The sequence below is a fragment of the Moorena sp. SIO4A1 genome, from assembly GCF_010672065.1.
Lineage (GTDB): Bacteria > Cyanobacteriota > Cyanobacteriia > Cyanobacteriales > Coleofasciculaceae > Moorena.
In genome coordinates this window covers 1-12,215 of sequence record NZ_JAAHHX010000057.1, presented here as the reverse complement: position 1 = coordinate 12,215, position 12,215 = coordinate 1, and the positions used below count along the sequence as shown (strand labels likewise).

15 protein-coding genes and 2 pseudogenes are annotated in these 12,215 nt (G+C 43.3%); 9 read left to right on the top strand and 8 right to left on the bottom strand.

From position 1 onward, the window contains the following. Window positions 1-86: 86 nt before the first annotated feature. From F6K53_RS27465 to F6K53_RS27455, 3 genes and pseudogenes are all read left to right on the top strand, one after another. A pseudogene (locus tag F6K53_RS27465) lies at window positions 87-194 on the top strand (DNA-binding protein); the annotation flags it as partial. A 117-nt stretch (window positions 195-311) separates the two neighbouring features. After that, a pseudogene (locus F6K53_RS27460) lies at window positions 312-1,104 on the top strand (IS5 family transposase). Between the two features lie 77 nt (window positions 1,105-1,181). Beyond that, window positions 1,182-1,994, top strand: coding sequence for a hypothetical protein (locus tag F6K53_RS27455; protein WP_293070772.1), 813 nt, complete (start codon window positions 1,182-1,184; stop codon window positions 1,992-1,994). 170 nt (window positions 1,995-2,164) lie between these two features. On the opposite strand, the gene F6K53_RS27450 is transcribed toward F6K53_RS27455, so the two are convergent. Both F6K53_RS27450 and F6K53_RS27445 read right to left on the bottom strand, forming a co-directional pair. Next, on the bottom strand, window positions 2,165-2,488 hold the full coding sequence (locus F6K53_RS27450; protein ID WP_293070793.1) for a tyrosine-type recombinase/integrase: 324 nt from the start codon (window positions 2,486-2,488) through the stop codon (window positions 2,165-2,167). After that, window positions 2,482-2,769: a hypothetical protein gene (locus tag F6K53_RS27445; RefSeq protein WP_293070797.1), complete on the bottom strand. Its 288-nt coding sequence runs from the start codon at window positions 2,767-2,769 to the stop codon at window positions 2,482-2,484. The genes F6K53_RS27450 and F6K53_RS27445 overlap by 7 nt, the downstream gene beginning before the upstream one ends. Between F6K53_RS27445 and F6K53_RS27440 the strand changes: the two genes are divergently transcribed. From F6K53_RS27440 to F6K53_RS27430, 3 genes are all read left to right on the top strand, one after another. Continuing rightward, window positions 2,675-3,007: a DNA-binding protein gene (locus F6K53_RS27440; protein ID WP_293070795.1), complete on the top strand. Its 333-nt coding sequence runs from the start codon at window positions 2,675-2,677 to the stop codon at window positions 3,005-3,007. The genes F6K53_RS27445 and F6K53_RS27440 overlap by 95 nt on opposite strands. A 149-nt stretch (window positions 3,008-3,156) precedes the next feature. Then, complete coding sequence (locus F6K53_RS27435) at window positions 3,157-4,047, top strand: Rpn family recombination-promoting nuclease/putative transposase (RefSeq protein WP_293023716.1); 891 nt, start codon at window positions 3,157-3,159, stop codon at window positions 4,045-4,047. Between the two features lie 280 nt (window positions 4,048-4,327). Beyond that, window positions 4,328-5,776 (top strand): NAD(P)/FAD-dependent oxidoreductase, encoded by a 1,449-nt coding sequence (locus tag F6K53_RS27430; protein ID WP_293070774.1) that lies wholly within the window; start codon window positions 4,328-4,330, stop codon window positions 5,774-5,776. Between the two features lie 81 nt (window positions 5,777-5,857). On the opposite strand, the gene larE is transcribed toward F6K53_RS27430, so the two are convergent. The 3 genes from larE to F6K53_RS27415 all read right to left on the bottom strand — a co-directional run bounded on the left by larE (window position 5,858) and on the right by F6K53_RS27415 (window position 7,786). After that, entirely contained in the window at window positions 5,858-6,688 is an 831-nt protein-coding gene (larE, locus tag F6K53_RS27425) for an ATP-dependent sacrificial sulfur transferase LarE (protein ID WP_293023721.1), read from the bottom strand. Between the two features lie 191 nt (window positions 6,689-6,879). Further along, window positions 6,880-7,653, bottom strand: a complete 774-nt coding sequence (locus F6K53_RS27420) for an ABC transporter permease (RefSeq protein WP_293044274.1) — start codon at window positions 7,651-7,653, stop codon at window positions 6,880-6,882. A 10-nt stretch (window positions 7,654-7,663) separates the two neighbouring features. Further along, a complete protein-coding gene (locus F6K53_RS27415; protein ID WP_293044278.1) occupies window positions 7,664-7,786 on the bottom strand; it encodes a hypothetical protein in 123 nt (40 codons plus the stop codon). A gap of 141 nt (window positions 7,787-7,927) precedes the next feature. Here F6K53_RS27415 and F6K53_RS27410 point away from each other — a divergent pair, with 141 nt between their 5' ends. Next, the gene (locus tag F6K53_RS27410) at window positions 7,928-8,191 is read left to right on the top strand and encodes a hypothetical protein (protein ID WP_293070777.1); all 264 of its coding nucleotides are present in this window, start codon (window positions 7,928-7,930) and stop codon (window positions 8,189-8,191) included. On the opposite strand, the gene F6K53_RS27405 is transcribed toward F6K53_RS27410, so the two are convergent. Next, on the bottom strand, window positions 8,138-8,908 hold the full coding sequence (locus F6K53_RS27405; RefSeq protein WP_293070779.1) for a CPBP family intramembrane glutamic endopeptidase: 771 nt from the start codon (window positions 8,906-8,908) through the stop codon (window positions 8,138-8,140). The genes F6K53_RS27410 and F6K53_RS27405 overlap by 54 nt on opposite strands. Window positions 8,909-9,013: 105 nt before the next feature. After that, the gene (gene clpS, locus F6K53_RS27400) at window positions 9,014-9,295 is read right to left on the bottom strand and encodes an ATP-dependent Clp protease adapter ClpS (protein WP_293070781.1); all 282 of its coding nucleotides are present in this window, start codon (window positions 9,293-9,295) and stop codon (window positions 9,014-9,016) included. A 124-nt stretch (window positions 9,296-9,419) separates the two neighbouring features. Here clpS and F6K53_RS27395 point away from each other — a divergent pair, with 124 nt between their 5' ends. After that, window positions 9,420-10,322, top strand: a complete 903-nt coding sequence (locus tag F6K53_RS27395) for an alpha/beta fold hydrolase (RefSeq protein WP_293045490.1) — start codon at window positions 9,420-9,422, stop codon at window positions 10,320-10,322. Between the two features lie 353 nt (window positions 10,323-10,675). Beyond that, on the top strand, window positions 10,676-11,608 hold the full coding sequence (locus F6K53_RS27390; RefSeq protein ID WP_293070783.1) for an NF038130 family PEP-CTERM protein: 933 nt from the start codon (window positions 10,676-10,678) through the stop codon (window positions 11,606-11,608). Window positions 11,609-11,961: 353 nt separating this feature from the next. On the opposite strand, the gene F6K53_RS27385 is transcribed toward F6K53_RS27390, so the two are convergent. Further along, window positions 11,962-12,215: 2-oxo acid dehydrogenase subunit E2 (locus F6K53_RS27385; RefSeq protein ID WP_293082831.1), on the bottom strand; the 254-nt coding region annotated here is incomplete at its 5' end.

Genomic DNA, 12,215 nt, shown 5'->3' with positions numbered 1-12,215 from the left:
CAAAACTTTACATAACTTTACATTAAGGCGTCCAGAAATAAATTTTTGCTATAGTAGTTTTATAGGAATAGTTAAGGAATTTGAACATGAACCACTGCGTTGGTACTACCGAAGCTGCATCTTTATTAGGTATTTCTTCTCGACGATTGCGCCAACTCCTGGAGAAGGGTAGGGTCAGGGGTGCCTATAAGAGCTGATTTCTAAAGGTAGTCTAAAGAAATGGACTACAACTGTGGTAGTCGAAGTAGATTATTACCTTGACTTCCTCTGGCATTTCTCCATGAGCCGCTTACCTAAGATTGCTAACCCCCATCGCCCAAACTATCGAGCGTGACCTCAGTGATGCGGAATGGAGCATCATTGAACCCTACAAACCCTTGCCCTAAAGGGTTCGGTCATTCCAGAACGGTTAATCTTCGTATTGTTCTTAACGGGATATTTTACGTACAAGGCACGGGCTGTCAATGGGAAATGTTGCCTCATGATTTACCGCCCTATTCTACTGTCTATAAATACTTTCGCAAGTGGCAACCGCTTTGGCATATGGCAAGGGATTATTGACTTGTTACGAGGCCAGTTACGCACCGAATCAGGACGTGACGAACAATCAACGGTGGCGATAGCCGATTCTCAATCGGTGAAGACCACAGAAAAAAGGGGGATGTCTACGGCTATGACGGTGGCAAGAAGGTTTTTGGCCGTAAACGCCATATCGTCGTAGATTCGCAAGGTTTGCTGTAGGGAATGTTAGTGACCGAAGCAAACATGTCAGAGCGATTGGGATCTGTTGTTGTTTTTAATGAGTCGAAAGAAGCTCTCTCCAAGTTGAAAGTGGTTTGGGTGGCTGTGCGGCTATTCGGGAAAGAATTTTGCCCATGCGGTCAAACAAGTGTGTGGTGAGTCAGTGCAAGTAGAAGTCATAGAACGCTTTGTCATTGGAGTTTGAGATATTGCCAAAGCTAGGAATCGTGGAACGCACGTTTGTGTGGTTGAATCGATTTCGCCGTTTGAGTCACGGACTATGAACAGTATACACAGATGAGTGAGGCGATGATTTATGGTTCTCTCATTCGCCTGATGACAAAACGACTGGCAACAGTTTAAGGTTCTGTTTAGAAATCAGCTCTTAATAGTTAGCTGTAAATAAATCTTGCATTTAAAATTTATGAGTATCTTCTTCTATGGAAGAATTTGTTGATGCCTTACTGGTTATTGGTATCCTTGCCAATCTTGTCAAGGGTGGAGACTTATTCCTTAGGGAATCGCAAAAGCAGAAAGTTCAAGATATTAGCGAATCCATAACTATATATCTTGATGATCTTCGACCTATTTCTTGGCTTCGTCCTCTCACAACTCAAAAGGCACAGCACTGGATCATTGTTGTTGGAGTTATTGAGTTTGTTATAGTAATGGTAGTGGCTTTTACTCTTCAGAGACTTGATCCCGTTGATGATAATATTTTTGGTTTATCTCTTATTTTAACCCAATTATTAGCCCTAGTCTTAAGTGGGTTGTCTTTACCTTTTATTTTCAAGACTGGTCCTAAGACAATGTCTTGGCTTCTCCAAGACGAACGACCACTTCAATTTTTATGTCGTTTTCTTAGACTTATTGTCTTTGGATACGTGATAGGAGGTGCATATCAATTATTTTTGTTACTGTTGATATCTCTAATTTCATTAGTTATTGGCCAAGGAGGGTTTTTCAATTCGCTTGAGTTCTTATTCCAAGCAGGATCTTGGCAGCAATTAACTTACGTGGTTGGTCTATTGATGATTTGGCCAGCATTTACTTATTTTTGGATTGTCGTACAATCTGTCGGCTTGATTTTGTGGCTTGTAGTGCTAATCATTATGCTAGAGACTTGCTTATTAGTCCTGAGAGGCTTTGCATGGAGAGTAGTCGAGTACTCAAAGGGAGCCTACGCGGCCTTACTACTTGCAGTAACAATCATTTTAGGTCTTGTCAGTCTATTTTTGAGTAAGGGTAGCTAACCCATGGTTGCACCGGACCCTTGGCTCACACTGCCATGTTGTGTTTTTGACCTTCTATCGCGCCGGTGACCCACACCGTTAGGCAGCAGCAGATTGTTATAAGGACGGATTAAAGATATTGGTGAAGCATTCAAGCTCATCTACCGCCGCACAATTTCACCTTTGACCCCTCAAAACCCCAGCTTCTGCACCGCCAACCTTTTAGTCTCCTCCCCTCTACGATCATACTTAGCCGTAGTCACAGGGCTTGCATGACCAGCAAGTTTTTGCACCGTCACAATATCAACTCCTACATCTAATAAATCACTACAAAATGTCCTTCTAAAATCATGGGGAGAAAACGACTCCACACCAGCTTGCTTAGCCCTTCTCCTAACAATCTTGAGTACCGCATCAGGACACATCTGCCGCAGTTGCACCTCACCGCCTTTCCTAATAGGACATAGTAGCGCCCCTGGTGCATCACCCCTAACTTTAAGCCAACTCACTACCAAAGAAATCGCACTCTCTGGTAAATAAACCAAGCGATCCTTACCACCCTTACCCCGGCGTACTTAGGTAAGCGGCTCGTGGAGAAATGCCAGAGGAAGTCAAGGTAATAATCTACTTCGACTACCACAGTTGTAGTCCATTTCTTTAGACTACCTTTAGAAATCAGCTCTAAAAGCGGCAAATTCTGGATTATTCCTGTTTTCAACCACCTACCACAAATCACCAAAGGTACCCGTGGACCCAAGGGCAAATGGCGTACCAGTCGTCCTCCCGCTTTAGCCACGATCAATGTCAACCGTAATCGAATTGGCAGCAACAATGGTAAACTTCCTGAAGACCGTCAGCCAGTGATTTCGGTAAAACGAAGCGGCAACAATCTATACGGCAACCAGATCGAAATTCTTGGTCCATGTCGGATTGTTTATCAGCCCGATCACCCACTGCGTTGTGGTGCTCGCCTATGGATCGAAACCTTCAGTGATGTTCATTTCATTGGTGGTAGTTTTCCCGCTAGTGTCTGATCCTAAGGGCATTGCTGATTCTGGCTATGGTTTTCCCAATTCTGGGGGTAACAAAACTTTCAAAGTCCCTCAGAATTCGAGGAGCAACGGGGGCTTTAATAAAACCAGATTATCGCGCATTTATTCCTTAATTCAGGAACGCCAAAACTATGAGATTTATCAGCCCAAAAATAGATTATGTCTTCAAAAAAATATTTGGTTCCAAAGAAAGTCAAACTATATTAATTAGTTTCCTTAATGCTATTATTTACAATGGCGAACCAATCATTAAATCTTTAACCATTATTAATCCCTATAATCCCGGTCAAGTATTGACTTTAAAAGACACTTATTTGGATGTAAAAGCAGTGTTAGCGGATGGAGAAATTGTCCTAATTGAAATGCAAGTCTCATCCATCACTGGTTTTAGCAAACGGGTACTTTATAATATGGTGAAAGGATATGTTAATCAGTTAAAAACAGCAGAGGACTATATTCGTCTTAAACCTGTTATAGCTGTCACAATTACGGATTTTATTTTGTTTGACGAAACTCAGCAAATTATTAATCAATTTGTGTTTCAAGAAAAAACAGAAAAGTTTGAATGTCTGGAAGAGGAATTGCAGTTAATATTTATAGAATTACCGAAATTCCATAAAAGACTCTCAGAATTAGAAACTTTAGCCGATAAATGGATTTATTTCATCAAAGAAGCTTCTAGTCTCGATAATATTCCTCCTTCTTTAGGAGAAGTATCAGAGATAGAATCAGCGTTAAATCTTGCTAATCAAGCTGGTATGACACCAGAAGAATTAGAAATTGCCGATCGCCGTGCTATGGCATTACAAGATGAAAGAGGAAAACTAACTTATGCTGAAGAAATAGGAAGAAAAAATGAGGCGATAGCCTTAATAATGCGTCAACTGAAAAAGCGTTTTGGGGAAATTGATCAAAAAAACATTAGCAAAATAGAAAATTTAACAATTGAAGAGTTGGAAAATTTGGGAGAAGACTTCTTAGATTTCAATAACATAACTGATTTAGAAAATTGGCTTAACTAGCATTCAGCCCGGATATAGCGTTCATAGGACTCATGAGGTACACATTATTTTTTACCTCTTCCCTCTTCCCTTCCCCTCCTGGGAGCAGTAGGGGTGGGTTCCTCTTCCCTGCTCCCTGTTCCCTGTTCCCTGTTCCCTAAAAAAGCTAATTTTGTACTTAATTAAGTACAAAATTGCTATAGTTGTTAAGGTAATATAATTGTCCGAACAGCAGTAGGGAAGCTGATCGCAAAAACGATTAGCCCGAAGGGCTACGCTACGCGATCGCAAAAATATAATTATGATCGACACTTATGATATTGTTGTGGTTGGTGCTGGTCCAGTGGGATTAGCCACTGCCATTGGCTTACAGCAGCGAGGTATCTCTAATTTTCTAGTCCTTGATCAAACTCGTGACTTTCGTCGAGTGGGTCAAGTTATCGACCTTCTGCCCAATGGATTAAAAGCGCTTAAGCACATAGCCCCTTCTGCTTACGAAGCAGTTAAAAAAACGGATCTGGAGTTTTTTCAGAAAGTGCAACCCAATGAAAAATGGGTTTACAAAAATTTTAAGGGAGAGCAAATTCATTCTTTTCCTCTTAGCTATGAGGATTGGTTCAATGATTATGGAGAGGGTCGAGTCTCTATATCTTGGTACGATTTACAGACCACTCTCAGAAACCAACTTCCCGTTGAACAGGTTAAAGCGAATCATCGTTGTATTAATGTAGTGGATGAAGGAAACACCGGATATGTTCGGCTAGATTTTGTTTCTGATGCAGCCATAGAAGCAAATCCCTATGCTCATTGGTCAAACAGACAGAACGATCAAGATACAGTCTCCTTCAATTCAGAGCATAGTGGCCAACAATTTAAAAAAAAATCAATCCGGGCTAGGCTAGTTGTTGCTGCAGATGGTATCAACTCTACCATTCGTCGGATTCTTTATAAGGATAGTCCCTACAGTGGTTTAGCCAGACCTGACTATTCCGGATTTGCCGCCCTATTCTGTATGAAAATCACGGATATTCCTCCAGAGCTAAGCACAGAGCTTGAAAACAAATTTTTTCAGCAGGAACGGATTCTCACCATCACTAATGATCAAATCTCAGAGGATTCGGCTTCTATGGAATCCCCACGGATGCTCCTATTTCGCCGTCCCAATGCTCAGTTTGGGTATTTGCTCCATCTTCCTTTAAACCAGGAAGAGTTGACAGAAAAATCTGGAAGTGCCTTGATTGCTTTAGCATTGCGAGAGTTGGAAAACGCTAATTTTCCCAAAGCTCTCACACAATTAGTGGCTTTATCTCCTCCTGTCAAAATCAAATCCCGTCCCTATTACATTCACCGTGCAGAAACTCTATATCCCTGGAGTTCAGGTAGAGTTATCTTAGTGGGTGATGCCGCCCATGGGATGCCTCCTTTCATGGCTCAAGGGGCTAATCAAGGATTGGAAGATGCTCTGGTTGTAGCTACCATGATCGCTAATATTGTACAGAAAAATAATCTTGATAATATCCAAGCAATCGCCAATGCTTGCCTTAACTACGAATCTCTTCGTCGTCCCTTAATGGAGAAGATTCAGCAAGCAACATTGAACCGAATTCCCTACAGTAACAAACAAGCATGGCATGACTACCAACAATTGGTATATTGTCGTAATTTTGAGCAATTGCTGGAGCAATGTAACCATTTAGCAGTCAGCAGTCAGCAGTCAGCAGTCAGCAGTCAGACAAAGGCTGATAGCTGATAGCTGATAGCTGAACGCGCACGCGTGCGCGTAGCGCTAATCGCTGTTCGCTAATAACTGAATGCTTACAAAAAGCCAAACTTATAAAGCTTTCATACTAATCACATCCTGGCCCAAAACTTGATTTAATTTGCCACTGCGATATCCTTCTAAATCCAAGGTCACATAGACAAAACCCAACTCCTGAAACTCTGCCACTAACTTCGGTAAATCTGTGGTTACCACAAATTCCTTAATCTCTTCCGGTAGTAACTCAATCCGTGCAGTATCTCCTTCTGAACGAACCCTCAAATTGGAGAAACCTAACTTCCGTAAATAGATCTCTGCTCGTCCTACCCGTTGTAACTTAGCTACTGTAATCATTTCCCCATAGGGAAAGCGAGAACTCAGACAAGGTTGGGCAGGTTTATCCCACCAGGGCAGTCCTAATTGTTTCGAGAGTTGGCGCACTTCCGCCTTAGTTACCCCCACTTCCGCTAAAGGCGATCGCGCACCTCGTTCCTTTGCCGCCTGAATCCCTGGACGATAGTCCCTTAAATCATCCCCATTCACCCCATCGACTACATAAGGATAGCCTCGCTCCAGGGCTAGAGGTTTGAGAGTGTCGTGGAGTTCACTTTTGCAAAAATAACAGCGATTGACCGGGTTAGAGGTATAGTTGGGATTATCCATCTCATGGGTTTGGACAACCTCATGGGTAATGCCAATGGTAGCGGCTTGGATGCGAGCGTCTTCTAATTCTTCTGGTAATAGTGAGGGGGATTCAGCAGTGACCGCTAAAGCGCGATCGCTTAAAACATCGTAAGCAATTTTAGCAACTAGCGTGCTATCGACTCCCCCAGAATAGGCAATCAAAGCCCGTTCCATCTCAGCAAATATAGTTTTTAATTGCTTGAGTTTCTGCTCTAGCATGGTTTTGATAAATAATTTTCCCTATTTTTAGCACTATCCCCATTTACTATCATGCCCCATTTATCATGATTAGACTTCGTGGTAGTTGTCGAGAACAGGGAATAGGGAACAGGGAATAGGGAACAGCGGATCACCGGAACAGGGAAAAAAAATTATGCTCAGGGCTGATAGCTGATAGGTCTTGGCATAACTCAGAATTCCCGTTGCCAGAAGATTAGGATAGCGATCGCTAGCAGTAGCACGATGTAAAGTAATCCATAAAGTCCATTTAAAAACAGTTCTGGGAACGGGGGTAAGACACCATACACGGCATCATTCTTTAAATTGAGCCGTGATAAATCCGGGATAACCAAGTATAGAGTTTCAGTCATCCGCTCAATGCCAGGATTCTCGCTCAACTTGCTTAACTCCACTAAATCACGGCTCAAGTGTCCCATCATATAAACCCCAAACGTAAGTAAGGTTGCTAGCAGTGAACTAGTAAATACACCAAACATCAGCGCTACTGCTGTGATTAGAGACAGTTCTAGAAATTGGTAAACCACCGAAACCAGGATGCTAACCACAGGGTATTCAATACTAGAGGCACGTAAGCCCAGCAGATAAATGGCGGTCATAGCCACAACCAGCACAGCCAATACACCCGATAACCCTAAGTGTTTGCCAATGATAAATTCAGCGCGGTTTAGGGGCTTGGGAATTAAGACTAAGACAGTACGCTTTTCGATTTCCTTGTTAATCAACCCCGTACCAACAAATACTGACACGATTACACCCAGGATACCCATCGCCGCTAGACCCAAATCCAGAAAAATTTTCTCTTCTGTGGTTGCTGCTACCTCCGGTAACAGCCTCAGGGCTATGCCTAGGGCTAGGGCAAAAAAGCCGATCAGATATAAAACGCGATCGCGTATCACTTCCCGAAAACCATTAGCTGCGATCGCCCAAATTCTTGCCAAACTCACCCGCTATCTCCTATGCTCCGAATTGTTTTGCTTCCATCATAGGGGAGGTACACAAGGCAAGGGATTTTTGCCATACCAAAGGGAACAGGGAACAGGGAACAGGGATTAGGGAAAAGGGAACAAAAATTCTCACAATTCCTACACGGATTGGTATATAAGGTTAAGTAGTGAATATAGCGAAGATAAAACTATTCCGGACGTCTCAATAGCAATCATTAATAATTACTAATCACCAATTATAGCGGTTTTTATACTAATGAGGTACACATAATTTTTGCCCTGCTACCTATTCCCTATTCCCTATTCCCTATTCCCTATTCCCTATTCCCTATTCCCTATTCCCTATTCCTTATTCCCTATTCCTTATTCCCTATTCCCTATTCCCTATTCCCTATTCCCTATTCCCTATTCCCGATTCCCGATTCCCTGTTCCCTGTTCCCTGTTCCCTGTTCCCTGTTCCCTGTTCCCTGTTCCCTTATATCACTAATCACTGTTATGATTGCGCTTCATCCACCAAGCAACCAAACCAAGAAATAGCAATCCCATTATCCCAGCAGTAGGATCGCGATTAATGCCAGTAATCCAGGGAGCAACCTTGCCCGAATAGACTACTAATTGCCCAACATCAATAATATAATAACCCCAAACTAAGCCAGCATGGAGACCAATCGATAAACCTAGCCGTCCTTGAGTTGATCCCTTGGCCCAAATCAAGATTAACCCTAGCAGCAATAAACTGGGAAATCTCGGTAAGCCGCGAATCATCTCTGGAATTGGTTTAAGGAAATGCAGCAGCGCAAATGCGATCGCACCAATCCACTGTGATGTCCTAAAACTATAATCCCGTTGCAACTCATCAAGCAACCAACCCCGAAACACCAATTCTTCAGCGAAGCCTATGGCCAAAGCACTGATTAATCCCTCTACAATCAGCCGTGACCATGGCAGTGCAGGGGTTTGGAATGCTACCCAACCCAGCCACCCTTGTAATCCAAACAGACTAAGAGTCATTAACAGACCTAGACCTAGTCCTCTGATTAACTCAATAGCGTTTTGGGCTGTTAGCCGCAAACCATATTTTTTTAACAGTCCTGGCTGGCGATAAACCTTCCTTCCCCAAACTCGGACTAAGTACAGAAATACCCCTAACATTAGCCCCATAGTCAGGATTGTCACTGAGTTTGGGTCGCTACCAATTAAGTATATCGGTGCTGCTATGGGTAACCAAAGCAACAGCAAAGCTAGTATAAACATCCCCAACCTGAATGGTGCTGGGTATAGGGATAATCTAGCCAGCCTAGGTGTAAAACGTTTTATAATTTCAAGATTTGGAAAGGGAAGAATTTCTCCTATTGCCCGTTATTCGTCAGGTTCAATTGTACTACTCAGACCCCGGTTCTTCAGGGTTTCGCAATAAAACTCAGCATGCTCTTGAGCACAGGTAATCACCAATGCCAGCCCGGATGTATGGGCTTCCATCATAATATTGACTGCTTGAGGTTGAGTCAGACTCGTCACAGTTTCCATCAAGGTTTTAACCACATACTCCATAGAATTGAAGTCATCATTATGGAGCAATACGCGATAGCGAGGCGCGTGTTTACGAACTGTTGAACGCTTCTCAATGGTTTCGACTGACAAAGCTTGTCCCTCTCTCTTTTATATGTTTACGCAAACTCCCCATTATATACTGCCATTAGTATAACATCAGACAGGTGGCAGGGAGCGCTATGATCAAAAAGTTAACATTACTTAATAGTTTACCGTGACTACCCAGGTAATTGCTACCCCTTCTAATACTCCCATCCCTGGAACTTACTGGCAGTGGCGGGGGGAATCTATATATTATGTACAGGCTGGACAGAAGCCATCAGGATACCCACCCTTACTACTAATTCACGGATTTGGGGCATCTACAGACCACTGGCGCAAAAACATTGCTCAATTGAGTCAGGATTTTGAAGTTTGGGCGATTGACTTGTTGGGGTTTGGACGTTCTGCTAAACCAGATGGGGAGTACAGTGGCAATTTGTGGCGAGACCAGTTGGATGATTTTATTACAGAGGTGATTGGTCAACCAGTAGTCTTAGCTGGAAACTCCTTGGGGGGTTATGCAGCTTTGTGTGTGGCGGCACAGCGTCCTAGCTCCGCCGCAGGTTTAGTATTGCTCAATAGTGCTGGACCATTTAGTGATACTCAACCTGCTACTAAGGTCAATCCTGTTAAAAAAGTGCTCAATCAGGTAACCAAATCAATTTTTCTACAACCTTGGGCAAGTTTCCTGTTATTCCAGTACCTGCGGCGACCGTCAATTATTCGCAAAACCCTCCAGAAGGTTTATCTTGACCAGGATGCAGTAACGGAACAGTTAGTAGACGAGATTTATCGCCCGTCTTGTGATCCTGGTGCGGCTCAGGTATTTGCTTCTGTGTTCAAGTCACCCCAAGGGGAAAAAGTCGATGTGTTGTTGGAACAGATGACTTGTCCATTATTAATGCTATGGGGAGAAGGGGATCCTTGGATCAAGAGCAGAGAACGGGGAGCAAAGTTTAGGGAATATTATCCTCAGTTAACGGAATATTATCTACAAGCAGGACACTGTCCCCATGATGAGATACCAGAACAGGTGAATAATCTGATCAGGTCTTGGGTGATCGCTAATCGCTAATCGGTAATCGCTAATCGCTACAAGAATCAAAATTTATAGCACTACGGATTAAGGTTAGCACATTGATACAAGTTGAAAAAGGTGCGACCCGTGGCGAATTTAATTCTTAATACGGAAAGCGCACCTGCGCTGTTGTAGTAAACTTTTGCATGCATGCCTTTTGCCTCTTGCCTTGCCCGTAGCGCTATATTGCCCTATTCATGACTGAGGAACTGACGCAATCAGGATTATGTCAAAGATTAACATAACTTAAACCCCATCAAAAACGCGATCGCTAACATCCCACTCCGATACTAAAAAAAAGACACCAAGTGCTGCCAGCAACCTGAACAAACTCAAAGGGAGACATGTCAATGAAAAGCACAGTAATTAAAATGTGGCTCGGTGCCTCAATTCTTGCCGGTATGAGTGCGATCGCCACTACCCCAGCTGTTGCTGGAAGCCTCACCGGAGCGACCCTAATCGGTAGTGACTACCTCAAGATTGCATCTGACGGTATGTATACCCAGATAGATGACACTGCTAGTTTGTCAACTATCTTGCAAGGTGATGCTAGTGACCCTGGTGGAAACGTAGAGCTATTTGCCAGCAGTGAAACCCTGAGCTTGAGCGACTTTGTTACCCATACCGAAGTCACTAGCCTAACAGGTCAAATCGGTGGTAAGGACATCACCTTGAGCAGTCTGACATTCGCTGACTGGTTTACTGATGTTGGTGGTGGCATCAGATTGGCTCAGAAGTGGTTCAGTGATGCCTTAACTGCAAACGGTCTTGTATCTTTGATTGGGTCAGGTCTAGATAATTTGCTGTATGGACAATTCCTCGCCAATGGAGGATTGCAACGATTTAGTGATCCCAATATTTCCTACGTCAACCAAGATGACACAACAGGCCAAATTACCATTGGGCTAGCAGGTCACTTTAATGCTAGAGATATGTTGGCAGAGATAATTACTCCAGCCTTCGCTGGTTTCCTACCACCTAGTATACAGGCTAGTGAAATGGTCAAGGTTGAATACGATGGGAAAACCCAATACCTTTATGGTTTCGAGGCCACAGATTCTGGGCTGGTCAGCCTTGACGATAATAACGATTACACGTATTCTCACACAGGCAACTACCAACTGGCCTTCGGTGGCTCTCTTCCACCGCATTTATCGAACCCACAAGATGTGCCTGAATCCTCTACAGTGCTTGGTCTAATCGCTTTGGGTGGTTTGTTTACTGCTGGAGGGTTAGTGGACAGTAGGCAAAAGTATCACAAAGCTTGCCAAAGCCTCAAGTAATTTGCTATACTTTAACTATGATATTAGTGCCACGACCTTGTGTCAATTAAATAAATTTCCCGAAAACCAAGGGTTTTGTAGTGACATTGGATCTGGTTAATGAACTTTAATGGCGCACGAGGAATATTTCTTCGTGAAGCGCGGAGATACCCCCTGGCTGAGCAATCAGCTGGCATTGGCGGGCTAAAGTTGATATTGGTAGACTTTGGTAGCTAAAAAGTATCGGAAACTGCGAAAATCTCACTGTTAAGCAAAATAGTGAACAATTTTACTGAGAGGGGCGCACCGTTGTGCGCCCCTCTCAGTAATTAAATAATATGAAAAACAAGTAGGTGTAACCCAAAGGGATAAGCTTATAGAGTTAACGACTGCGGATCAGTTTCAATCAACTTCGCCAAGTCTTGCAAGAACGCTGCAGCATCAGTACCATAGATAATCCGGTGGTCACAGGTAATATTCACTTGCATCTGACGCTTTACTCCCATCATGCCGTCAGGGGTAGCTACTACCGTAGGACGGGATGCACCAATGGCCAAAATAGAACCCTGTCCTGGGGGCAAAATCGCATCAAACCGGTCTACACCAAACATTCCTAAATTGGATAGGG